We start from the raw sequence: 22370 nt of genomic DNA, 5'->3' as shown, positions 1-22370 counted from the left end.
GCGCCATGCCGGGGGTGCAAACGAAAAACGCCGCCCCGGGACGGAGCGGCGTTTCGAGGGTGCTGGCGCGGCGGCTTTAGAAGCCGAGGCCCGCGTACTTGTTCTTGAACTTCGACACGCGGCCGCCGGAGTCCATCAGGCGGGTGCCGCCGCCGGTCCAGGCGGGGTGCACGGAGGGGTCGACGTCGAGCGACAGGGTGTCGCCTTCGCTGCCCCAGGTCGAGCGCATCTGGACGATGGTTCCGTCGGTCATCTTCACGTCGATGAAGTGGTAATCGGGGTGCAGATCTTTTTTCATGCTATCCGCTCCTTACGCGTTTGCGCCCGACTTGGGCTTGTAGTTGGAAACCTCTGCGATCCGGGCCGACTTGCCGCGGCGCTGGCGCAGGTAATACAGCTTGGCGCGGCGGACGCGGCCACGGCGCACGACTTCGATGCTGTCGATGTTGGTCGAGTAGAGCGGGAACACCCGTTCCACGCCTTCACCGAAGGAAATCTTGCGTACGGTGAACGAGCCAGCGATGCCTTCGCCGTTCTTGCGGCTGATGCAGACGCCTTCGAACATCTGCACACGGCTGCGGGTGCCCTCGGTCACCTTGAAGCCGACGCGCACGGTGTCGCCGGCCTTGAAATCGGGGATGGTTTTCCCCAGTTCGGCGATTTGTTCCGCCTCGATTTCAGCGATCAGGTCCATCTGATCCACTCCTTACGTTGCTTGCGGTTGTCCCGCAAAGGTGATGCGCGGCCTTGAGAGCTCCTGGTCTTCTATCGGGTCCACTGGGAAGTGCCCGCCGGAGGTCAGGTCGTCATGTCTTTTGTCTCTGCGCTGCGTGCCGGGCGGGGGGGTGCCGAAGAAAGCAGGCCCTTCATGCCAAACAAACAGGTCCGGACGACTCGGTCGAGCCCCGGACGGGCGGTGTATAGGGGGAAATGGAGTGTCGATCAAGAGCAGTGTTGAGCGCGGGGCGGACCGTTTTCTACGCAGAAAACGGGATAGAAAATACGTATTTTCTATCGCGATACGCGGAGCGTCATCCCGGACGTGATCCGGGATCTCTTGAGCAGGAGATCCTCGGGTCAAGCCCGAGGATGACGAGGCGTTCAATCCGTGCCGTCGGACCCTTGCGCCGCCCACAGATCCGGCCGCCTGTCCCGCGTCAGTTTCTCGGACATGGCGCGCCGCCACTTGGCGATTTCGCCGTGGTGGCCGGACATCAGCACGTCGGGGATCTTGCGCCCCTGCCATTCGGCGGGGCGAGTGTACTGGGGGTGTTCCAGCAGACCGTCGGAGAAGCTTTCTTCCTCTGTCGAGCTTTCGTTGCCCAGGACACCGGGCAGGAGCCGCACCGTGGCGTCGATCATGGCCTGGGCGGCGAGGTCGCCGCCGGTGAGGACGAAATCGCCCAGCGAGACTTCCTCTATGTCGTAATGCTCGATCACGCGCTGGTCGAGGCCTTCGAAGCGGCCGCAGATCATCGTCACACCGGGGCGGGTGGCCCAGTGGCGGGCCATGGCTTGGGTGAAGGGCGTGCCGCGCGGGCTGAGATAGACCAGTGGCGCGCCTTTGGGCGCACGCGGCAGGGCGTGGTCGAGGGCGCGGCCCATCACGTCGGCCCGCAGGACCATGCCGGCACCGCCACCGGCGGGGGTGTCGTCGACGTTGCGGTGCTTGCCTTCGCCGAAACCACGCAGGTCGATCGTGTCGAGTTGCCACAGGCCGTCCTTCAGCGCCTTGCCGGTCAGGCTGTGGCCCAGGATGCCGGGAAACGCGTCGGGCAAGAGGGTGATGACCTGTGCCGACCACGCCCGGGCGAGGCGTTCGGGGCCGTCCATCAGGCTGCGCGGTTTCAGCGATGCGGTGATCGACTTGCGACCGTGGGATTTCGAGGCTTTGTCGGACATGGGGCTATGTGCGGTGCAAACCCTGGCCGCGTCAAGCGGGCGTGGCGCGGGTCTGGCGCGTGGCGCCGGCGGCGCGGTAGCGTTTGAGCACGGCGCGCTTGGCCTCGGCCAGGTCCGTGTCGGACAGGGCGGATCGGTTGAGCGCCAGGAGTTCCTCGGCGGCGCCATCGGGCTGCACGTTGTGGGCGGGCAGGGGCGGGAGGCCGTCGCGGGGCACCTCGAGATGATCGAGGGCAAGGCCCAGGGGACCGAGAGGGTCGGCGCCGGTCTCTTCGATGGGCGCGTCGAGAACGGTGGCGCGGTGGCGGATGCGCGCGTCGACGCTGTCGACGATCGTGGCGAGATCGGCGGCGCCGGAGAGGTGGGCGCGGTAGGTCTCGAACTCCTCGGTCAGGCGCAGGGCGCGCAGGTTCTGCCACCAGACGCTGCGCTGCCAGTCGCGGGGCGCGCGGGTGGTGAAGAGCACGCCGAGCGCCGCGTCGGGGCCGAAATGGGCCGCCAGAACGGCGGTGGCGACGTTCATCAGCGGGGCCGCCGCGGCATAGGTCGTGACGCCGTGGTTGCCGGGGATATAGCCGCAAAGGTCCTCGGAGGTGATCATCAGGGCGCGCGGGTCGCTCGCGTCGATGCGCCGGATGGCGGCGGTGAACGTGTCGGCAAAACGGTTCAGATCGGCATGGTCGCCATAGGCCGAAAAGCGTTTGGCCATGCGGGTGGCGTCGATGAGGTCCTGGGTGAAGATCAGCCGCAGATGCGGGCGCAGGGTGCGCTGCAGGTCCGCCGCGCCGCGTTGCAGGGAAGAGGTGCCGGTCTTGTGAAACCCCGGATGCAGCAGGATGCGCGGCATGGTCAGAACAGGCCCTCGGGCGGGTCTGCGATGATGCGACCCGAGGCGAGATCGACGGTGGGCACGGCCTCGAGCGTGAAGGGCAGAAGGACGGTGGACTTGAGCCCCGGCCCGTGGATTTCGAGGATGTCCGAGGCGCCGTGGTTCTGGACCGACTTCACCCGGCCCAGGAGGGTGCCGCCGGTGTCGTACACGTCCAGCCCGATGAGGTCGGCGTGGTAGTATTCGTCGTCGGGCAGGGCGGGCAGGCGGTCACGCTCGACGAAGAGACGCAGGCCGCGCAGGGCGTCGGCCTGTTCCTTGGTGGCGACGCCGGAGAGCCGCGCGATGAGCGCGCCCTTGGTGGCCTGGCCGGTGAGGGTGATCGTGTAGCTTTGGGTGCCGTCCTCGGAGGTGACGGGGCCGTAGGTGGCGATATCCTCGGGCGTAGCGGTGAAGGATTTCAGCCGCAGCTCGCCCCGGACGCCGAACGCGCCGGCGACGGCGCCTATGCAGATAAGGTCGGTCATCTAGATATTATCTTGTTTCGGGGCTGCCGTGTCATGGCGGGTGATGTATCGCAATCACAGGGGGGTGCCTACGGGAAATCCGTTCCTTTTTCACGGTTAACGATCTGTTAACGGATAAAGCGCAGTTTGGCGCAAAATCTTGAGGGGGGACATATGCGGTTCTTGTTGCTGGTTCTGGTCTTGTCGGGGTTTATGCCAAGGGTCGCACAGGCGCAGGAGGACGCGTTGAGCCGCGAGATCGCGGCGATCGACGCGCAGGTCGCCGACGTGGACGCAACGATCGCGCGCTACGAAGGCGGATTGGTCCGTGACCTTGCCGTGGCACGCCGCGAAGCGCTGCTGCTGGCACGGCAGATGGTCGAAAACCGCGCGCAGGCCGACAGTGGCAAAGCCACGGTGGAAGTTGTCGTCGCGGCGGTGACACCCGACCTTGCCAAGGCGGACAAATTGCTTGGGGACATGGCTGCGGCCCAAGAGCGGATCACCGAGGCCGAGGCCGAGGCAAAGCGGTCGGGCGGGCTTATCCAGGCCGTGGCGCTGAGCCGGGTCGAGACCGAGAAACTGACGCTGGCGCAGTTGCAGATGGCCTATCTTCAGGCAAAATACGGGATCGCTTTTCCAGCCCCGGCCCCCGTCACACCAGAAGACCCCGGTACGACAGCCGCCGTGGCCGATACCGCTTCGCAAAAAGGCGCGGCCAACGAGGGCATCCCATCGGCGCCCGACTGGGCCGATCCGCGGTATCCGCAGGTGGAGTATACGCTGCGGCCCTTCTCGCAGGCCAGCGATGACGGTGACCAGATTTCCGGCTGGTGGACAATCGAACGAGAGCGCGCGGCGATTGACGACAGTCCGATGGTGACGGCGATCAATTATTCGGAATACGACCCGCAGGCCTTTGCCGGGGTGACGGCACTGCTGGCGCGGTGCAGCGAGGGACAGACGGCCTTTATCTTCATCCAGGATGATTTCCTGATCAGCGACTACCGGCGCCAGGCGTTCGACGTGACGATCCGGATCGACGAGCAGGAGGCCCGGACCGAGAGCTGGAGTTCCTTGACCAACAACAAGGGCGCGGGCCTGTTCGGCGCAAAGGCCGAGCGGATGATGCGGCGGATCTATGAGGCCGAGACACTGTTCCTGCGCCTGGTGGAAAAGAACGGCGAGCGGCACGACGCTTCCTTCGACCTTGCCGGGCACCGCGATGCGATCGAGGCCGTGGCCGGGGCGTGCGGCTGGTCGACGCTGGAGTTGAGCCGTGAGGATTACAAGGCGATCCAGACCCTGCTGAATGCGGGTGGGTTCGATGCGGGTGTCGCGGACGGGCAATGGGGGCCGGGATCGCGCGCCGCGATGAAACGGTTCCAATCCGAGAAGGGTCTGCCGGAGACCGGCGCGCCGGACCGCAAGACGCTGGCGGCGCTGGGTCTCGCGGAATAGCGCGTTTCGCCGTTAACCTGAGGTGTCAGCGAAGGGCGAAAGGCTGGCAGCGATTGATTCTTGCGCGGCGTTTCTCGATACGCGGCGGTTCAGTTCGCCCCGGTGTTTTGCACCACGCACAGCCCGTCGGCTGCGAGGCCACCCTGCGCCGTGCAGGCCTCGGAGACGTTGTGACGTTCGAAGAAGACGCCCGCGACGAAGGTCAGGGAACTGAGGACGACAAGGCGTATGAGGCCGAACATTTGGGATGTCCCGAAAGCGAAAGCGGTGCGTGCCGCCCCGGCTGAGCGCGGGGGCGGCACGGAGATCATAGCGCCGAAAGCGGCGGGTGCGGATCAGCTTTCGCTGGTTTCTTCCGCGGCGGCCTCTTCGGCCGGGGCTTCCTCGGCGGGGGCATTGGCGGCTTCGGCTGCCTCGGCGGCCTTGGCGGCTTTTTCCTCGGCGCGGTCCTTGGCTTTCTGGCCCGGCTCGGCCTTCTTCATGTTGGCGCGCTCTTTCTTCTCCAGCACGCCGGCGGCTTCGAGGAAGCGCGAGACGCGGTCGGAGGGCTGTGCGCCGTGATCCAGCCAGTGCTGCACGCGCTCCATGTTCATCTTGACGCGGTCTTCGCTGTCCTTGGGCAGGAGCGGGTTGTAGGTGCCCAGCTTCTCGATGAAGCGGCCGTCGCGCGGCATGCGGCTGTCGGCGGCGACGATCGAGTAGTGGGGGCGTTTCTTGCTGCCACCACGGGCAAGGCGGATTTTCATGGCCATTGGTGTTCTCCTTCTGAATGGCGTTGGTGTGGTGGGGTGAAACCCCACCCTACGGTTGGTGTGGCGGGGGTCCCCGCCGGGGTTGGTCTGGCGGGAGGATCCCGCGTCAGGTCTGGTGTTGCTTGTGGTGCTGAATCACTTCAGCGATGATGAAGTTGAGGAATTTCTTGGCGAATTCCGGGTCGAGGTCGGCGCGGTGCGCCAGGTCTTCGAGCCGTGCGATCTGTTGCGCCTCGCGAGCGGGATCGGACGGGGGAAGGTCGTGTTCGGCCTTGAGCGCACCCACAGCCTGGGTGTGCTTGAAGCGCTCGCCCAGGGTATAGACGAGGATGGCATCGAGCCGGTCGATGCTTTCGCGGTGGCCTTTCAGCAGGGCCGCGGCGCGGGTGGTGTCGGCGTCAGTCAATGGGCATCCCCTTCGGTTTGAAGAGCGGGTCGCGGTAGTGGCCGATTTCCAGCTCGATCCCGTCGCGGATCTGGCCGGATTTCAGGGTGGCGGGTGACGGGTGGCGGTAGACCGCGTCGGAGCCGTCGATGCTGGGGGCCTCGTGATCCTTGGTGCAGCCCAGCCGTTCGGCGAGGCGGATGGAATCGAGGTTCTTGGGGTCGATATAGCTGACCGCGCCGTCCCAGTTGGCGGTGGTGAACAGATGGTCGCGCACCTTGTGCGTGGCTTCGAGCGCATAGCCCTTGCCGGCCTTGTCGGGCCAGATGATCCAGGCGATTTCGCGTTCCGGCCACTTGGCGGGGAACCAGCCGCCGGCCATGCCCACGGTCTCGCCGGTGTCGCGCAGGTGGATCATCCACATGCCGAAGCCGCGGATTTCCCAGTGGCCGATCTCGGCGGCGTAGAGCATCCACGCCTCGTAGGGGTTGAGCGGGCCGCCCATGAAGCGCGAGCGGTAGGAGGCGAAGGTGGCCTTGAAGTCGGGGTAGTCCGTCGCCTCGGGGCCGCGCAGGACGAGGCGCCCGGTTTCCAGCACGGGGATGTCGCGGTGGCCCATCTCAGACCTCCGCCGGGCAAGGGTGGCGGTAGATGCGGGACGGTTCGTCATCTTCCGGGTAGGAGATGTCGCCGACATGTTCCGCGCCCAGCCGTGTCGCCAGGGCGATGGAGCGGTGGTTGCCGGCAAAGATGTAGCTGTCAAGCACGGGCACGTTCAGCGTGGACTGCGCGTAGTCGCGTGCGGCGCGGGCAGCCTCGACGGCGAAGCCCTTGCCTTCGGCACCCTCGTTGAACATGTAGCCCAGTTCGTGATGCGGATCGCCCGGCTCGAACCCGATGACGACGAAGCCCAGATGCGCGCCGGATGCGGTCTCCTCGACCGACCACAGGCCGTGGCCCCGCAGGAGCCAGTTGCCCACCATCGAGGCGTAGTCGTACCAGGCGTCGCTGCGCGTCATGGGGCCGCCCATGCCCACCCCGCGCGGACCGCAGGCGATGGCGGCGTAGGCCTCGAAATCGGACTGGGTCGGGGCGCGCAGGGTCAGCCGTTCTGTGGTCAGCACCGGCAAGGCGGCGCCAAGCGCGGCGGCGTGTGCCATCGCTTCGGGAGTGGACGGGTTTTCACAGGGCTGCGACATGGTCTGTGTCATGCCGCGGCCTCCCCGATGCGGGGGTGGCGCCAGACCTGGCAGGGGGTGCCGACGACGGTGCCGTCGCGCTCGTGCTTCGCGCCGAGGCGGTCTGCAAGGCGGAGCGAACGGGTGTTGGTGGCGTCGATATAGGAGATGACGCCGTCGAGGCCGAAATGCCGGGCGGCGTGCTCGCGCGCGGCGAGGGCGGCCTGGTAGGCGAATCCCTTGCCTTCGAACCCGTCGTAGATGTGCCAGCCCAGTTCGGGCTCGTCCCAGCCATCGTTCAGGATCATGCCGACGCGGCCCGCGACCTGACGGGAGTCGCGGTGTTCGATCATCCACATTCCGTAGCCGCGCAGGGCCCAGTGGCCGATCCCGGCCATGAAGGCGCGCCAGCTGTCCCAGCGGCTGTGCGGGCCGCCGACATAGGCCGCGCGTTGGGACGTGCCGAAGGCGGCGAAGGCCTCGAAATCGGAGTCCCGGTATTCGCGCAGGATCAGGTCCTCGGTCTCGATGACGGGAATGTCGACGGTGATCTTCATGCGTAGGCCTCGGGGGAGCCGTCGGCGTCGCAATCGAGGCCCAGTTCGGACGGGCCGGGGTGGCGATAGAGGTAGTCCTCGCCCATCTCGACGTTGTTGTAGGTCTTCTCGTACCGCGCGCCGAGGCGTTCGGCCAGCGCGATGGAACGGGTGTTGCCGGGCACGATGTTGGACGTCAGCGTGGTCAGGCCCAGGTCCTGGTAGGCCCAGCGGCGGGCGCGTTCGGCGCCCTCATAGGCGATGCCGCGGCCCTCGAACCCGTCATAGACGACCCAGCCGAGTTCCGGTTCGGGCCAGCCTTCGGGCGCCCAGATGCCGGTGATGCCGCAGGGCTGGCCGGTGTCCTTCCACTCCATGGTGAAATAGCCGAAGCCGTGCAGCGCCCAGTGGCCGATGGACATGGCGAACCAGCGCCAGGCGCGGGACAAGTTCTTTTCCGTGCCAAAGCCCCACGACCGTTCGCGGTCCAACAGGAAGCCGGCCAGCGGTTCGAAATCGCTGGCTTCCGGCCCGCGCAGGATGAGGCGGTCGGTCTCGATCCGGGGGATATCGAGGCGCAGGGTCACGGGGCACCTGCCGTGGGTCTGGCCAAAAGGGCGCGCTGCCGCGCGGCTTTTATCCAACGGGCTGCACCGCGACGCGTTGGGGCGGGCCGGGGCGCGGGCGGCAAGGGCCGGATTGAGTATTTGGGGCAAGAAAAAGCCATGGGGTTATTTCTTTTTCCCGAAACCGGAGAGGCCGGGAGGCAGGCCGCCGCCGCCGCCCATGCCGGGGAAGCCACCGCCGGGCATGCCCTTGCCCATCTGCTTGGCGGCTTTTTCGAGCGCCTTGGGGTCCATGCCCTGGGCCATGTCCTCGGGCGAGGGCTGGCCCTTGCCGAACATGCCTTTCATGGCCTGTTTCAGCATCCCGCCCTTGCCCATCTTCTTCATCATGTCGCCCATCTGGCGCTGCATCTTCAGAAGCTTGTTGAGCTCGGAGACTTCCAGCCCCGCGCCCTGCGCGATGCGTTTCTTGCGGCTGGCCTGCAGGAGCTTGGGATTGGCGCGTTCCTTCTTGGTCATGGAATTGACCAGCGCGATCTGGTGGGTGATGACCTTGTCGTCGATGCCCGCGCCTTCCATCTGCTTGGCCATCTTGCCCATGCCGGGCATCATGCCCATCACGCCTTCCATGCCGCCCATCTTCTGCATCTGTTCAAGCTGCATCTTGAGGTCGTTCATGTTGAACTGACCCTTCTGGAAGCGGCGCATCATCTTTTCGGCCTGTTCGGCCTCGATGGTCTGTTGCGCCTTTTCCACGAGGCTGACGATGTCGCCCATGCCGAGGATGCGGCCCGCAATGCGCTCGGGCTCGAAGGTTTCGATGGCGTCCATCTTTTCGCCGAGGCCGACGAAGCGGATCGGCTTGCCGGTGACGGCGCGCATCGACAGGGCCGCACCGCCGCGGCCGTCGCCGTCCATCCGCGTCAACACGACGCCGGAGACGCCGATCTTGTCGTCGAATTCGGTGGCGACGTTGACGGCGTCCTGCCCGGTCAGGCCGTCGACCACCAGGAGCGTCTCGCGCGGGTTGGCGACGTCGCGGACGGCGGCGGCCTGGGCGATCAGTTCCTGGTCGATATGCAGGCGACCGGCGGTGTCGAGCATGTAGACGTCGTAGCCACCGAGACCCGCCTGCGTCTTGGCGCGCTTGGCGATGGTGACGGGATCCTCGCCCTTGACGATGGGCAGCGTGTCGACGCCGATCTGGCGGCCGAGGATTTCGAGCTGTTCCATGGCCGCGGGGCGGTTGACGTCAAGCGAGGCCATGAGCACGCGCTTGCCGTCGCGGTCCTTGAGGCGCTTGGCGAGCTTGGCGGTGGTGGTGGTCTTGCCCGAGCCTTGCAGGCCGACCATGAGGATCGGGGCGGGCGGGTTGTCGATTTTCAGCGCGCCGGGGTCTTCGGAGCCGGTGAGCGTATCGACAAGCGCGTCGTGCACGATCTTGACGACCTGCTGGCCGGGGGTGACCGAGCGGGTGACGGCCTGGCCGGTGGCCTGATCCTGCACGCGTTTGACGAAATCGCGCGCGACGGGCAGGGACACGTCGGCTTCCAGGAGGGCGACGCGGACCTCGCGCAGGGCGGTCTTGACGTCTTCTTCGCTCAGCGCGCCCTGTTTTGTCAGCCGGTCGAAGACGCCGGAGAGACGTTCGGAAAGATTTTCAAACATGCCTCGGCCTCCTTCGCCGGTTACTGTCATGCCGTCCCAACATAGGGATGACGGTTCAAACGATAAACGCCCCCTCGGCATTCAAACGAGAAGCGCCCCCACGGGCGAAACTCGCTGGTGGGGGGCGATCCCGGGCTGCGCCCAAGGGACCGGAAGAGCGCTGTCTTCCGTGATGTTGCGCGGCTGATAGGCCTTTGCGGGGGGCGAGTCAATATGGTGGTGTGTTTCCGTGACAATGCTGGCGCTGATGCAGGAACGCCACCCCAAACGCCAAGGCCACGGCACCGGGACCTAAGGCGTTGGCAGCGTGTGACGGGCGCGGCTAGAGTGCGCGCATTGGTTTGGGGGATTTTGCGATGGAAGCTCTGGTTCTTGTCTTTGCGGAGATCATCCTGGCGTGCATGGCGCCGGTGATCGCCATTCTGGGCGCCATCGTGGGGGCGGTGATCGAGGGTTTCTTGCTGCTGTTCGGCGGGGTGTTCGCGGAATGGGTCCAGGCCCGGCGGGCGCGGCGTGCCTCGGCCAGGGGCAAGTCCTCGCCGCCGCGCAAGCCGCTGATCCCGCGCAAGGTGGTGCATTGGGTGGCCGGCGGAAGCGCGATGCTGGGCGTGCTGGGTGTCGTGGCGAGTTACGTTTTCTTCCAGCCGATCCTGCGATTGGTGCTTGAGACCGCGAGCGAGAAGGCGGGGATGAGCGTGGAGTATGCCGGGGCCAGCGGATCGCTTCTGGGGGGGCATGTGGTGCTGAACGGGCTGGAGATGGCGCGGGCGCACGAGACCGGGCTGGCCTTTGATCTGCGCGTGGCGCGGGCGGAGGCGGATGTGGACCTGTGGAGCCTGCTGGGCAGTACGCCGCGGCTGATCCTCGGCCAGGTCGAGGGGGTGGAGGGCTATGTGATTCCGCCGCTTCCCAGGGAGGAGACGGCGGGCGAGGCGCGCGGCCTGCCCAAACCGCGCCGGGCGTTCAAGGCTGATCGGCTGGCGGTCGAGGGTGTCGATGTTGAGATCCGGCCGCGCGAGACCGAGGCCTACACGCTGGCGATCGAGACCGGGGAGGTGGCGCCGTTTCGCAGTGGGCTGGCGCTGTTTGACCTGCTGTTCCGGTCGAACCTGACCGCCGAGGTGGCTGGGCAGCCGCTGTTGGTGGAGACGCGCGAGATCACCGAGCAGGGGCGCGAGACGCGCTGGGCCTTCGAGGACGTGGACGCGGCGCAGCTGAAGCGGCTGGTGCCGCGCGCGCCGCTGACATGGATCGAGACGGGCCGGGCGACGGTGATGGTCGAGGATCGGTGGAGCCTGTCGGAGGATTTCGTCGACATGGACTGGCGGCTGGCGGCGCGGGATATGCGCGTGAGCGTGCCGGAAGGCGCGGCGCGGACCGAGCGGATGCTGGCCGGGGGCCTGGGCAAGCTGGTGGCGGCGCAGGGCGGCAACGCGGAGTTTCGCTATCAGCTGCAGCTGGACGCCGAGGAGATGGCGCGATTGCGCGAAGGCGACATCGACCTCTTTTGGGACACGGTGCTGGCCGGCGTGATGAAAGGCGGGATCGTGCGCAGGGACGAGACGGCAGAAGAGGAGGGCGACACGGCCGAGGGCGACAAGCCGGGGGCCATTGACAGGCTGAAGTCGTTCTTCGAGAAGGACGACCCGGCGGAATAGCCGTCCGCGCCAGCTTTGGGAGCCTTTGAACATGGTCGATGCCACGTCCGCCTTTCAGGACAGTTTGCCGGTGAGTTCCGACGACCTGCTGGCGCAGATGCGCGCGGCGGGTGTCGAGTTCGAGCTTTACGGGCATATCCCGCTGCGCACGGTCGAGGACGCCAAGACGGTGCAGGGCGGGGCCGTGCCGGGCGGACCGGGGCGGATCGACATCAAGAATTTCTACCTGCGCGACCGCAAGAAGCGGAACCACCTGGTGGTGCTGGAACAGGACCGGGAGGTGGACCTGAAGGCGCTAGGCGCGCAGATGGGGGTGGCCGGGCTGTCCTTCGGCTCGGCCGAGCGGCTGATGGAGTTCCTGGGCGTGCGGCCCGGCGCGGTGAGTCCTTTGGCGATGGTCAACGGGGCAGGGACCGGCGTGCAGCTGTGGATGGACGCGGCGGTGAAGGCCGCGGATTTCGTCCATGCGCATCCGCTGGTCAATGACCGGACGGTGGCGATCCGGCCCGGGGACCTCGTGTCGCTTCTGGCAGGGTGGGGCGCGGATATTTCGTGGCTAGAACCCTGAGGGCCGCCGTCGGGAGTCGAGTATTTTTTGCAAGAAAAAGCCGGGGGAGCAGGGGCGCCGCCGGACCCGGGATGCGCGCGGCGCTGCCGGGATGTCGCGTGTTTGCGGAATCATGAACCGGGGCGCGCGCGGGCAATCTCAACCGCTTGGTTGAATATGCGGAATCCGGTTTGCGGGGCCCGAGAGGCGCTGCGGCGGAGCGGCGCCTCTTGGTAAATCTTAGACTTATCAATGGTTTGATGGGGGTGCCCGCGCGCTTGACTCGGGCGCGGGGGCGGCTTAGCAACGGCGCAACGGTTCCGGAGGGGAAAAGGTGGACGATCCTGACCGACACGAGCGGCTGAAGCGGCTTGAAGACAGGATCAACGCGCTGAAGGGCGTGGATGCGCCGAAGCCCCACATGGAGAACCACTATTCCCAGGCACAGCTGGCCTGGCGGATGGTGATCGAGCTTGTGGCTGGTCTCGGGATCGGCTTTGGCATGGGGTACGGGTTGGATTACCTGTTCGGGACGATCCCGATCTTCCTCGTGCTGTTTACACTGCTGGGCCTTGCGGCGGGCATCAAGACGATGATGCGCAGCGCCAACGAGATCCAGTTGAAGAACGCGGCGGAAACGCTGGACGCAGAGCGAGCCCGCGAGGGTGACGACAAGAGGATGACAGATGGCCACTGAAGCGCATGGCGAAAGCGAAGGGCTGGTTTTCCACCCGATGGATCAGTTCATCATCAAGCCGCTGGCCGGCGACGGGCCGGTGGGCCTGTTCACGATCACCAACGTGACGCTGTGGATGGCGCTGACATGCCTGGCGGTGTTCGCGCTGATGGTGCTGGGCACCTCGGCGCGGTCGGTCATTCCGGGCCGCCTGCAGTCGGTGGCCGAACTGGCCTACGGCTTCATCCGCAAGATGGTCGAGGACGTGGCGGGCAAGGACGCGCTGCCGTATTTCCCCTATATCATGACGCTGTTCATGTTCATCGTCTTCGCCAACTTCCTCGGGCTTATCCCCGGCTCGTTCACCTCGACCAGCCATATCGGCGTGACCGCCGTGATGGCGATGATGGTGTTCATCGGCGTGACCGTGCTGGGCTTCGTCAAGAACGGCGCGAGCTTTCTGAGCCTGTTCTGGATCAGCTCGGCGCCGCTGGTGCTGCGGCCGATCCTGGCGCTGATCGAGGTGATCTCGTACTTCGTGCGCCCGGTCAGCCACTCGATCCGTCTTGCCGGCAACATGATGGCGGGCCACGCCGTGATGAAGGTGTTCGCCGCCTTCGCGCCGCTGGTGCTGATCTCGACAGGGGTTGGGCTGGTGGTGACGCCGCTGTCGATTCTGGCGATCACTGCGGTCTATGGGCTGGAGGTTCTGGTGTCGTTCATCCAGGCCTACGTGTTCACCATCCTGACCTGCGTGTACCTCAAGGACGCACTGCACCCGCATCATTAGGAGACGCGTGGGCTTTCGCCCACCCTACGCGGCGCGCGCGCCGCATCACTCGAACAACAGATCACTGAATTCCATCGTAAGGAGAAAAGACATGGAAGGCGATATCGCACAAATGGGTCAATTCATCGGCGCGGGCCTGGCGTCTGTCGGCATGGGCGGCGCGGCCGTCGGTGTGGGCAACGTGGTCGGCAACTACCTGGCCGGTGCCCTGCGCAACCCCTCGGCCGCCGGTGGCCAGACCGCGACCATGTTCATCGGTATCGCGTTCGCGGAAGCCCTGGGGATCTTCTCGTTCCTCGTCGCGCTTCTGCTGATGTTCGCCGTCTAAGCCAGGCGGGTTTCATCCTTACGGGTCGGGGCGAGGGGCGTGATGCCCGTCCCCCGGCGTCCCGTGAGGAAGATCCGGATGGCGCCGCGCCCGGCCCGAAGCCGGGGCATGGCGATACGACACGAACATTGAGCCTTGCGCGGCCCCGGTTGACGGACATGATCCGGAAAACCTGATACAACGTGGGCAGGCGCAACAAGGAGAACGCAGATGGCGACCGATACCCTAGGAGAAGGTGCTGCCAGCGCTTGCGTCGACGCAGGCGGTGGGGCGATCGGCCTTCCCCAGCTTTGCCCGGACTGGATGGGCAACCAGATCTTCTGGCTGGTCATCGCGCTGATCGTGATCTTTTTCATCCTGTCGCGGATCGCGCTGCCGCGCATCGCGGCGGTGCTGGCCGAGCGTCAGGGCACGATCACCAACGATCTGGCCGCGGCGGAAGACCTGAAAGAGAAAGCCTCGGACGCCGAGGACGCCTATAACAAGGCCCTGGCCGATGCCCGCGCGCAAGCGCAGGAGATCATTGCCGAGGCCAAGGCGGAGATCAACGCCGAGCTGGAAGAGGCCACGCAGAAGGCCGATGCCGAGATCGCGGCCAAGACCGCGGAGGGCGAAAAGGCCATCGCGGAAATCCGGGCGAATGCCATGGAAAGCGTGAAAGAGGTGGCCAAGGACACCGCCAAGGAACTGGTCGCCGCGATGGGCGTCAAGGCCGATGGGCGGAGCGTCACGAGCGCCGTCAATTCGCGGCTGAAAGGGTGAGCGCCATGAAACAGTTGATCGCAACCCTGACCGCCGTGGTCGCCGCCAGCCCCGCGCTGGCCGCCACCGGGCCGTTCCTGTCGCTGGGCAACACCAACTTCGTGGTGATGCTGGCCTTTATCCTGTTCATCGCGCTGCTGGTCTACCTGAAGGTGCCCGGCAAGATCGGCGAGATGCTGGACAAGCGGGCCGACGGCATCAAGTCGGAGCTGGACGAGGCGCGCGCCCTGCGCGAGGAAGCACAGACCCTGCTGGCCAGCTATGAACGCAAGCAGAAGGAAGTGCAGGACCAGGCCGACCGGATCGTGGCCCATGCCAAGACCGAAGCTGCCGAAGCCGCCGAGCAGGCCAAGAAGGACCTTGAACAGTCCATCAAGCGCCGGATCAAGGCGGCTGAGGAACAGATCGCCTCGGCCGAGGCCAACGCCGTGAAGGACGTGCGCGACCAGGCCATCGCGGTGGCCGTGGCCGCCGCCAAGGACGTGGTCGCCAAGGCGATGACCGAGGACGACAACAGCAAGCTGATCGACGAGTCGATCGCACAGGTCGACGCCAAGCTGCACTGACCTGCGGACCAGGATGTAGAGAGATTGGCCCGGGCTCGGAAACGACCCGGGCCTTTTTCTTTTGGTGCCCGGCGATGGTCGATGGTCCGCAAAAGAAAATGCCCGCTCGGTGGAGCGGGCATTCTTGTCAAATTCTGTTGATCGGTGCGATCAGCGGCGGATGCCGAGACGCTTGATCAGGTCCTGGTACCGGCCTTCGTCCTTGCCCTTGAGGTAGTCCAGCAGCTTGCGGCGCTGGGCGACCATTTTCAGAAGGCCACGGCGACCGTGGTTGTCCTTCTTGTGGGTCTTGAAGTGCTCGGTCAGGGTGGAAATGCGCGAGGTGAGGATTGCGACCTGAACTTCGGGCGAGCCGGTGTCGCCTTCCTTGGTTGCGAATTCTTTCAGCACCTTGGCTTTTTCTTCGACAGTGATCGACATCGGGGTCTCCTTTGGTTGAAGGGTGAAGGGCACGAGCCGGGATGTCGTCCAGCAAGGTCCTGTGGAGATACCTGCCGATTTCAGCGGCAGATGCGGGCGTATAGGAGATTCCCGGACGTTTGGAAAGGGGGTATCGCCCGGTATGTCCGCACGGCCGGGATCAGCCCGTGGTTTGTGGGATCAGCGTGATATGCGCGAGCGTCAGGGCTGCGTCGCTGGTGACGTTGGCAATGACCTCGCCCCCCAGCAGGACGCGGTGCAGGTTCTGCGCGTCGGGGTCTTCTTCGATGGTCACGTCGGGAACTGTGCCGTCATCGTCGTAGAGCAGGACGAGATTGTCCTCGGCGGTGTTGAAATCGACGATCTGTCCCTGGTGATCGGCGTCCAGCCAATCGCGGAGAATGAAGCTGTCGGCGCCGTTGCCGCCGGTGGCAATATCGCCGGCGCCCAGCGTGATCTCGTCGTCGCCGGACCCGCCGTTGAGATAGTCCTGATCCTGCTCGGGCGTCGTGCCATCGGGCGCGACCCCGGTCAGCACGTCGTCGCCGGACCCGCCGAAGAGCGTGTCGGCCCCGGCGCCGCCATCGAGGGAATCGTTGCCGAGATAGCCGTGCAGCGCGTCATCGCCCGCGTCGCCCATGAGCGTGTCGGCGCCTTCGCCGCCGACAAGGCTGTCGTCGCCGGCGCCGCCCGAGAGATGATCGTCGCCATCGTGGCCCATGACACTGTCCGATCCTGCGCCGCCTGCCAGGGTGTCGTTCCCGGCCTCGCCATGAAGGGTGTCGTCGCCGGCCTCGCCGTCGATCGTGTCGTTACCGTCGCCGCCGCGCGCGACATCGTCGCCGTCCCCCGACGCGATCCGGTCGTCGCCATCGAGACCGTCGAGAAATTCACCGGCGTCGCCGCCGGACAGCGTGTCGGCATGGGCCGTGCCGCGGGCAATGCCGTAATCGTCGCCTTCGGGGTCGTCGTCGGTGGCGATATCGAGCAGCGAGTCCTGTGCACCGGAGTAGGCCGCGGCGTCGCTATCATAGCCGGGGGCTTCATCGGACGCGTCGCCGGGCGTACCGATATCGTCACGGGCGTTGCTGGTGCCGAGGTCCTCGAAGCCCCACATCGCGGCGGTGCCAACGGCCACCATACCGATCAGACCTGCAAGAAACAGCATCGCGAATAATCCACCAGAAAACCCCTTATGACAAAGCCAGATTCGAGGGCGGCTTTCAATTCAATCCGCCGGGCATGGTTAACCGCCTTGCGGGACAAGGCGGAGAGTTGATGGATAATGGTTACGTTTCCATTAAGTTCGACGCCGAGTCGGCATTGCTCAGGTCGTATGGCTGCGCGGGGGCACCTCGAATCCCTGCTCGTCGGGATCGTCGTCGACCATTTCCGCCGGAAAGCCCGGCGCGGTGATGTCGAGGCCCGTGGCCTCTTCCAGGCGACGGATCATGTCGTCGGACTGCGCCCGCAGGATGGCGCGGGGCGAATGAGGCGGGGTCTGCTCTGTCCGCGACAGGCGAGAGGCGTGGAGCGCCCTAGTGGCGGCGCAGGGTGTCGCCGTAGGTGAGCGTGGGCTCCAGGACGATGCGCGACGGTGCGCCCTGGCCGTCGACGCTGGCGGCGCGGCTCACGATCAGGTCCGCGGCGCGGCGGCCGATTTCCTGGCGGCAGGAATCCATCGTGGCCAGTTCGCGCGGCAGGCCCTTTATCAGGTCGACGCCGTTGAAGCCCGCAAGACCCACCTGGCCGGGAATGTCGACGCCCTGCTCGGTGAGGTAGAGCAGGCCGCCCGCGCCGATCAGGTCGTTGGAATAGTAGATGAAGTCGAGATCGGGGCTGCGGGCCAGCACGTCGCGGGTCATCTCGCGCCCCTTCTTCAGCGCCGAGCCGCCGGAGTAGAACTCGCGGTCCTCGATCTCGATCCCGGCCTTGGCGAGGGTTTCGGTGAACCCTTCGAAGCGTTTGCGGGCGCGGTGGTCGAGCGGCATCTTGGTGCCCAGGAAGGCGATTCGACGGTATCCTGCCTTGATGATCGCCTTGGCCATCTGCGAGCCGGCGCGCCGGTGCGAGATGCCGACCACCGAGTCGATCGCGGTGCCGTCCACGTCCATGATCTCGACCACCGGGATGCCGGAGGCACGCAGCATGGCGCGGGCCGCGTCGGAATGGTCCATGCCGGCGATGATCACGCCCGAGGGGCGCCAGGACAGCATTTCGTAGAGGACCTTTTCCTCTTTCTCGGGGCGGTAGCCGGTGACGCCGACCACGGGCTGCAGATCGGTCTCGTCGAGGGCCTCGGAGATGCCGGTCATGACCTCGGGGAAAACCATGTTGGACATCGAGGGAATGATGACCGCGACAAGGTTCACCCGCTGGCTGGCCAGCGCGCCGGCGATCTTGTTCGGCACGTAACCCAGCGTCTTGGCGGCGGCGAGAACGCGCTTGCGGGTGGTGTCCGAAACGTCGCCGCGATTGCGCAGGACGCGGCTGACGGTCATTTCCGAAACGCCGGATGCCTCGGAGACGTCGCGCAGTGTCAAGGGACGGGTATCGTGCTTGCTCAAGGGGATGATCCGGTCATGGTGCTCAGGCATTGATGTTACCGCAATCATGCGCGGCGGCGCAACTGGCCGCTTGGAGGCTGACAAGCGCCTCGGGAGCGGTTATGGAAGCGTTACGCGGCCCCGTGGCTCAACTGGATAGAGCAGCCCCCTCCTAAGGGGCAGGTTGCAGGTTCGAATCCTGCCGGGGTCGCCAGTCTTCCGCGTGCAACTGCCAATGCACCATACGTTTGCACGGTTGGGCGGTTTCCATGCACACCCCCTGTCACGGGAGCATTTTAAGTCCGACACAAACGGCCCAACTTCGAGCTATCCTGGCTGTTCACGCTAAGAGGTCGCTTAGCAGTCATTCGTGTTCCGGGCGGCGAATGGCGGCATCGAGCCCTTTGCGGACAAGTGTGATCTATTTCCCGAGCGCCATCGACGGGCCGCGGCGCGGCGATCCGACGGTGGGTCAGCAGCGCTTTATCCACGCCAAATCCGAAACAGAATTGAGCGATGCACCGTACTTCACCCAATCACCGGGCCGTGGGGGCGGCCCGTCGATGGCGCGGGGCCTGCGGCCTGTTTCCGCGCCGGGGCTGTATATCATACGTCTTTTATGTCCGCTGAGCCGCAATTCTCGAGGGCCATAACCAATGTCCTCGAACATCCGTTCCGTGCAAGCTGATGGTGCGTTGGCACGTGCAACGTCAGAACTTCGTCAGGCCGGGGCGCTTGCCGATGGTGATGTGATCGATCTCCTCGTTGCGCAGGCCGAGGATCAGGGCCGGAATCATCAGGAACACCAGGCAGAAGATCGGTAGGCCGACAACGGTGATGACCTGTTGCAGGGCCGTCAGCCCGGCGTCGCCGGCGAGGACGATCAGCATCGCCGCCACCAGCCCTTCGGACACGCCCCAGAACACCCGTTGCCGGGTCGGGCCGGGATCGGGCGAGCCGGTGCAGAGCATGTCGACCACCAGCGAGGCGGAGTCCGACGAGGTGGCGAAGAAGATCGCCACGACCACCACGGCGATACCCTGTATGAGGTCGGCAAAGGGGAAGTTCTCAAAGAAGGCGAACATGGCGAGCGGCACCGACTCGGCCACCGCATCGCTGAGCACGCCGGCCTGGTCCCCCAGGGCGTCGCGCGCGGCGGCGCCGATGCCGTCGATTTCCATCGCCTGCCAGCCGAAGATCGAGAACCAGATCAGGGTGAAGAGCGAGGGGGCCAGAAGGACGCCGAAGACGAATTCGCGAATCGTGCGCCCGCGCGAGATACGAGCCACGAAAAGGCCGATGAAGGGGGACCACGTGACGGTCCAGGCCCAGTAGAAGACGGTCCAGCCGCCCTGCCAGCCCCAGCCGTCCGAGTTGGGACCGATATCGGCCATCATGTCGTTCCAGAACGCCAGGCGCGGCAGGTTGCCGAGGTAGAGCCCGACGGTTTCGACCATGCCGCGCAGCAGGAACAGCGTCGAGCCGCAGATCAGCACGAAGATCATCAGGCCCACGGCCATGCCGATATTGATGTTCGACAGCAGCTTCACGCCCTTGTCGAGGCCCGCGACGATGGAGACCACGGCCACGGCCGTCAGCACCGTGAGGATCGCGACCTTGAGCATGACGCCGCTTTCCCAGCCGAACAGAGCCTCGAGCCCGGCGGCGATCTGGGACGAGCCGAGGCCGAGCGAGACCGCGACGCCGAAGAGCGTGCCGAGAACCGCAGCGATGTCGATGGCCTTGCCCCACGGGCCGTAGATCCGGTCCTTGAGCAGGGGGTAGAAGACCGAACTGACCCGCACGGGCAGGTCGTAGCGGTTGATGAAATAGGCGAAGGCCAGCCCCGGCAGGGCGAAGATCGTCCAAGTGTGCAGGGCGAGGTGGTAGGTGGCGATGGAGATCGCGTCTTGCGCGGCCTCCTGGGAGAAGGGCTCGACCCCCGGCAGGGGCGGGGTGGCGAAATGGCTCATGGGTTCGGCCACGCCCCAGAACATCAGCACCGTGCCGATGCCGCCGGCGAAGAGCATCGTGAACCACGACAGGTTGGTGTAATCGGGGCGCGAATCGCGCGGGCCCAGACGGATGTGGCCATGACGGCTCATGGCGGTCCACACCAGGAAGCCGAGCCAGAGGTTCACCCCGAGGATGAAGAACCACCCCAGGTGAGAGACGATCCAGGCGCGTCCGGCAGCGAAGGCGTCGCCGATGGGCTCGGGCGCAATGACCAGTGCGAGGACGAAGACGATGGTGAAGATGGCGGATACGAAAAAAATCACCGGGTCGGTTCTCAGGCCCAGCCGTTCAACCCACGTCTCCATATGTCTGTCCCCCTTGGACTTTTTCGTTTGATATTAAGGAGCCAAACGCAAAGGGGGTGGCGTGAGTTCCACAACTTTCAGTGGCGCGCGCGATGCGGCGTGCGCCTTGGGTCGGTGTCGGGGGTGTTCTTGCGAAGGTCGGGCGGGCGTTTTCGGCGGCGGCAGCCATTGGGCGAGACGGTCAGATCACCCGGATGACGTTCTTGTCGATCGCCAGCATGTAGCCGCGACGGGCGATGTTCTTGACCAGCAGTTCCGAGACCATCTGGTTGCCCAGCGTGTCGCGCAGGCGCTTGATCCGGGTGGCGCCGGCGGCTTCTTCGCAATCGTCGGCGGAGCGGCCCGAGATCACGGCCTCGATCTCGGCACCCGACAGCACGTCGTCATCCATCCGCGCCTCGGCCAGAACCGCGAGGGTTTCCATCGCCGCGTCCGTGAGCTTGAAGCCCATGTTGTTGAGGTAGACGGCGTTTTCTTCTCGGCTGATCAGCAGCGAGCTGACCTGGATGCCGGAATGTTCAATCTGGGCGAGGCGGCGGTTCATGCCGGCGAGCATCACCAAGAACACCAGCGCGGCCACCAGGAGGGCCGTGGCGAAGATCAGCAACACGAGGATGAGCATGCGGTAGCTGCCCAGGGTCTCGGAAAAGGCGGTGCCGGAGAGGGCGAGGATCTCCAGGAGCTTGATCTCGGCGTCCGAGGTGAGCGCGTCGTTCTCGGCGAAGATCTGCGCCACCTTGTCGTTGAAGGCGTTGGCGTCGGGCAGCGTGAGCACGAGGAGGATGGCGGCACCGACGAGGATGGTGACGATGGCCACGACGCCGAACAGCACGATCCGGTTGCCGGAGCGGCGGGTGTCGGTGATGGAAGTGTCGAGATCCTGCACGTGCCTCTCTCTCCCTGCGCTAGCCTTCGCGGACCGACAGGACCTTGAGCAAGGTCAGGCCCTGTCCGGCGAGGCGGGCGCCAAGCTGGGCGGTGGCGTTGGCGACGGTACAGGGCCCGCTGACCTGCGCGACCTCGTAGATGAGCTCGAACGGGGTGTCGCGCTTGGCCTTGTACTCGGCATAGCAGGCGGCCTGTGCGGCGCCGGTCGTGGCGGCGGCAAGGCCGAGCGTCACGACGAGGGGAAGGGTTTTGCGTTTCATTGCGCCAAGATGCGCGTATCCCCGCCGCTATTCAATATCCGGTTGGCGGGAAACGGCCTTTTGCGCCGTGTTATCGGATAACAGCCGGCCGATATTGCCTGTCTCGGGGAGCCGGACCCATCCTTGATGCATCGCCTGACCCGGGCCGACACGGTGACGTCATGACCGGGGTGGGGACCGATCAAGGCTCAAGCAGAGAAAGGACCTGACATGACACATCGGACATTCATATCGCTGATCCTGGCGGCGGCACTTGCCGTGACGGGGGTGACAGCCGCGCCGGCGCAGGCCGGTGACAAGGACGTCGCCAAATGGGTGGCGGGGGCGGTCGCCCTGGGGCTGATCGGTGCGGCGATTGCCGACCAGCGCCGCGACGACCGCGCGGTCACGCGCCACCAGGGCGGCCACGGGCCGCGGTTCAACAAAGGGCATCGCCGCGGGCATGGCTGGTACGGCAATCGCGGGCATCGGCGCGGGCATGACGGCTATGGCCATCGCGGGCGTCACGGCGAGCGGTTCGCGCTGCCGCAGCAGTGCCGTCGCGACGTGCGGGTCCGGGGCGGCGTGCTGCGCGGTTACGGGCGGCATTGCCTGCTGAAAAATTATCCGCGGTTCAATGCGCTGCCGCATCGCTGCGCCGTCGAGACACGCGGGCACGGCCGGCGTGGTGTCATCTATGGCAGCCAGTGCCTGGAGCGGTACGGGTTCAACGATCGCAGAAGCGACAAGTACCGCAAATAAGAGCGCGGATACAGGTCGAGCAGTGAGGGGAGGCGCGCGGCTCGAAGCATCCTTCGTGCGCCTCCCTTCTTTTCCTTCCATGAA

28 protein-coding genes, 1 tRNA gene and 1 pseudogene are annotated in these 22370 nt (G+C 65.7%); 10 read left to right on the top strand and 20 right to left on the bottom strand.

Annotation, left to right across the window (positions count from 1 at the left end; translation table 11 throughout):
- Window positions 1–76 precede the first annotated feature (76 nt).
- The 5 genes from rpmE to rimM form a co-directional block, all read right to left on the bottom strand.
- Window positions 77–298 (bottom strand): 50S ribosomal protein L31, encoded by a 222-nt coding sequence (gene rpmE / locus KUV49_RS02540; RefSeq protein ID WP_152490913.1) that lies wholly within the window; start codon window positions 296–298, stop codon window positions 77–79.
- Between the two features lie 12 nt (window positions 299–310).
- The gene (gene rplS / locus KUV49_RS02535; RefSeq protein ID WP_057790669.1) at window positions 311–694 is read right to left on the bottom strand and encodes a 50S ribosomal protein L19; all 384 of its coding nucleotides are present in this window, start codon (window positions 692–694) and stop codon (window positions 311–313) included.
- Window positions 695–1101: 407 nt separating this feature from the next.
- Window positions 1102–1902, bottom strand: a complete 801-nt coding sequence (gene trmD / locus KUV49_RS02530) for a tRNA (guanosine(37)-N1)-methyltransferase TrmD (protein WP_222451472.1) — start codon at window positions 1900–1902, stop codon at window positions 1102–1104.
- Window positions 1903–1933: 31 nt separating this feature from the next.
- Window positions 1934–2749 (bottom strand): hypothetical protein, encoded by an 816-nt coding sequence (locus tag KUV49_RS02525; RefSeq protein WP_222451471.1) that lies wholly within the window; start codon window positions 2747–2749, stop codon window positions 1934–1936.
- Window positions 2750–2751: 2 nt separating this feature from the next.
- Window positions 2752–3258, bottom strand: a complete 507-nt coding sequence (gene rimM, locus KUV49_RS02520; RefSeq protein WP_222451470.1) for a ribosome maturation factor RimM — start codon at window positions 3256–3258, stop codon at window positions 2752–2754.
- 153 nt (window positions 3259–3411) lie between these two features.
- Between rimM and KUV49_RS02515 the strand changes: the two genes are divergently transcribed.
- Complete coding sequence (locus tag KUV49_RS02515) at window positions 3412–4698, top strand: peptidoglycan-binding protein (RefSeq protein WP_222451469.1); 1287 nt, start codon at window positions 3412–3414, stop codon at window positions 4696–4698.
- 89 nt (window positions 4699–4787) lie between these two features.
- Here KUV49_RS02515 and KUV49_RS02510 read toward each other — a convergent pair whose 3' ends face one another.
- The 8 genes from KUV49_RS02510 to ffh form a co-directional block, all read right to left on the bottom strand.
- A complete protein-coding gene (locus tag KUV49_RS02510) occupies window positions 4788–4940 on the bottom strand; it encodes a hypothetical protein (RefSeq protein WP_222451468.1) in 153 nt (50 codons plus the stop codon).
- Between the two features lie 93 nt (window positions 4941–5033).
- Complete coding sequence (gene rpsP / locus KUV49_RS02505; RefSeq protein WP_222451467.1) at window positions 5034–5450, bottom strand: 30S ribosomal protein S16; 417 nt, start codon at window positions 5448–5450, stop codon at window positions 5034–5036.
- A 106-nt stretch (window positions 5451–5556) separates the two neighbouring features.
- The gene (locus KUV49_RS02500; protein WP_222451466.1) at window positions 5557–5856 is read right to left on the bottom strand and encodes a chorismate mutase; all 300 of its coding nucleotides are present in this window, start codon (window positions 5854–5856) and stop codon (window positions 5557–5559) included.
- A complete protein-coding gene (locus KUV49_RS02495; protein ID WP_222451465.1) occupies window positions 5849–6454 on the bottom strand; it encodes a GNAT family N-acetyltransferase in 606 nt (201 codons plus the stop codon). Before KUV49_RS02495 ends, KUV49_RS02500 begins: the two co-directional genes overlap by 8 nt.
- A 1-nt stretch (window position 6455) precedes the next feature.
- Window positions 6456–7046: a GNAT family N-acetyltransferase gene (locus KUV49_RS02490; RefSeq protein ID WP_222451464.1), complete on the bottom strand. Its 591-nt coding sequence runs from the start codon at window positions 7044–7046 to the stop codon at window positions 6456–6458.
- Complete coding sequence (locus KUV49_RS02485) at window positions 7043–7570, bottom strand: GNAT family N-acetyltransferase (protein WP_222451463.1); 528 nt, start codon at window positions 7568–7570, stop codon at window positions 7043–7045. Before KUV49_RS02485 ends, KUV49_RS02490 begins: the two co-directional genes overlap by 4 nt.
- Window positions 7567–8136: a GNAT family N-acetyltransferase gene (locus tag KUV49_RS02480; RefSeq protein WP_222451462.1), complete on the bottom strand. Its 570-nt coding sequence runs from the start codon at window positions 8134–8136 to the stop codon at window positions 7567–7569. The genes KUV49_RS02485 and KUV49_RS02480 overlap by 4 nt, the downstream gene beginning before the upstream one ends.
- 144 nt (window positions 8137–8280) lie before the next feature.
- A complete protein-coding gene (gene ffh, locus KUV49_RS02475; RefSeq protein WP_222451461.1) occupies window positions 8281–9783 on the bottom strand; it encodes a signal recognition particle protein in 1503 nt (500 codons plus the stop codon).
- 356 nt (window positions 9784–10139) lie between these two features.
- Here ffh and KUV49_RS02470 point away from each other — a divergent pair, with 356 nt between their 5' ends.
- From KUV49_RS02470 to KUV49_RS02440, 7 genes are all read left to right on the top strand, one after another.
- Window positions 10140–11441: a hypothetical protein gene (locus KUV49_RS02470; protein ID WP_222451460.1), complete on the top strand. Its 1302-nt coding sequence runs from the start codon at window positions 10140–10142 to the stop codon at window positions 11439–11441.
- 31 nt (window positions 11442–11472) lie between these two features.
- Window positions 11473–12009: a prolyl-tRNA synthetase associated domain-containing protein gene (locus tag KUV49_RS02465; protein WP_222451459.1), complete on the top strand. Its 537-nt coding sequence runs from the start codon at window positions 11473–11475 to the stop codon at window positions 12007–12009.
- 313 nt (window positions 12010–12322) lie between these two features.
- A complete protein-coding gene (locus KUV49_RS02460) occupies window positions 12323–12685 on the top strand; it encodes an AtpZ/AtpI family protein (protein ID WP_152490925.1) in 363 nt (120 codons plus the stop codon).
- Window positions 12675–13454 carry a F0F1 ATP synthase subunit A gene (locus KUV49_RS02455; protein WP_152490926.1) on the top strand — a complete coding sequence of 260 codons (780 nt, stop codon included), beginning with the start codon at window positions 12675–12677 and terminating at the stop codon, window positions 13452–13454. The genes KUV49_RS02460 and KUV49_RS02455 overlap by 11 nt, the downstream gene beginning before the upstream one ends.
- Before the next feature lie 91 nt (window positions 13455–13545).
- The gene (locus KUV49_RS02450; RefSeq protein WP_057790696.1) at window positions 13546–13782 is read left to right on the top strand and encodes a F0F1 ATP synthase subunit C; all 237 of its coding nucleotides are present in this window, start codon (window positions 13546–13548) and stop codon (window positions 13780–13782) included.
- Between the two features lie 210 nt (window positions 13783–13992).
- Window positions 13993–14544 carry a F0F1 ATP synthase subunit B' gene (locus KUV49_RS02445; RefSeq protein WP_222451458.1) on the top strand — a complete coding sequence of 184 codons (552 nt, stop codon included), beginning with the start codon at window positions 13993–13995 and terminating at the stop codon, window positions 14542–14544.
- 5 nt (window positions 14545–14549) lie between these two features.
- The gene (locus tag KUV49_RS02440; protein ID WP_222451457.1) at window positions 14550–15110 is read left to right on the top strand and encodes a F0F1 ATP synthase subunit B; all 561 of its coding nucleotides are present in this window, start codon (window positions 14550–14552) and stop codon (window positions 15108–15110) included.
- Window positions 15111–15260: 150 nt separating this feature from the next.
- Here KUV49_RS02440 and rpsO read toward each other — a convergent pair whose 3' ends face one another.
- The 4 genes and pseudogenes from rpsO to KUV49_RS02420 all read right to left on the bottom strand — a co-directional run bounded on the left by rpsO (window position 15261) and on the right by KUV49_RS02420 (window position 18127).
- Entirely contained in the window at window positions 15261–15530 is a 270-nt protein-coding gene (gene rpsO / locus KUV49_RS02435) for a 30S ribosomal protein S15 (protein WP_152490929.1), read from the bottom strand.
- 160 nt (window positions 15531–15690) lie between these two features.
- Entirely contained in the window at window positions 15691–16698 is a 1008-nt protein-coding gene (locus KUV49_RS02430; protein ID WP_222451456.1) for a calcium-binding protein, read from the bottom strand.
- A gap of 159 nt (window positions 16699–16857) precedes the next feature.
- Window positions 16858–17001 (bottom strand): annotated as a pseudogene (locus KUV49_RS02425) (NAD(P)-dependent oxidoreductase); the annotation flags it as partial.
- Window positions 17002–17068: 67 nt separating this feature from the next.
- Window positions 17069–18127 (bottom strand): LacI family DNA-binding transcriptional regulator, encoded by a 1059-nt coding sequence (locus KUV49_RS02420; protein WP_222451455.1) that lies wholly within the window; start codon window positions 18125–18127, stop codon window positions 17069–17071.
- Between the two features lie 86 nt (window positions 18128–18213).
- On the opposite strand from KUV49_RS02420, the gene KUV49_RS02415 reads away from it, so the two are divergent.
- Window positions 18214–18290, top strand: a tRNA-Arg gene (locus KUV49_RS02415).
- 496 nt (window positions 18291–18786) lie between these two features.
- Here KUV49_RS02415 and KUV49_RS02410 read toward each other — a convergent pair.
- From KUV49_RS02410 to KUV49_RS02400, 3 genes are all read right to left on the bottom strand, one after another.
- Window positions 18787–20397, bottom strand: coding sequence for a BCCT family transporter (locus KUV49_RS02410; protein ID WP_222451454.1), 1611 nt, complete (start codon window positions 20395–20397; stop codon window positions 18787–18789).
- Window positions 20398–20578: 181 nt separating this feature from the next.
- Window positions 20579–21283 carry a transcriptional regulator gene (locus KUV49_RS02405; RefSeq protein WP_222451453.1) on the bottom strand — a complete coding sequence of 235 codons (705 nt, stop codon included), beginning with the start codon at window positions 21281–21283 and terminating at the stop codon, window positions 20579–20581.
- A 19-nt stretch (window positions 21284–21302) separates the two neighbouring features.
- The gene (locus KUV49_RS02400; RefSeq protein ID WP_222451452.1) at window positions 21303–21545 is read right to left on the bottom strand and encodes a hypothetical protein; all 243 of its coding nucleotides are present in this window, start codon (window positions 21543–21545) and stop codon (window positions 21303–21305) included.
- Window positions 21546–21755: 210 nt separating this feature from the next.
- Here KUV49_RS02400 and KUV49_RS02395 point away from each other — a divergent pair, with 210 nt between their 5' ends.
- Window positions 21756–22286, top strand: a complete 531-nt coding sequence (locus tag KUV49_RS02395) for a hypothetical protein (protein ID WP_222451451.1) — start codon at window positions 21756–21758, stop codon at window positions 22284–22286.
- The last annotated feature ends 84 nt before the right edge of the window (window positions 22287–22370 follow it).

This window comes from Roseovarius atlanticus (assembly GCF_019802205.1).
GTDB classification, from domain to species: Bacteria; Pseudomonadota; Alphaproteobacteria; order Rhodobacterales; family Rhodobacteraceae; genus Roseovarius; species Roseovarius atlanticus_A.
The sequence above is the reverse complement of the archived record's forward strand: the minus strand, read 5'-3'. Positions and strand labels throughout refer to the sequence as shown.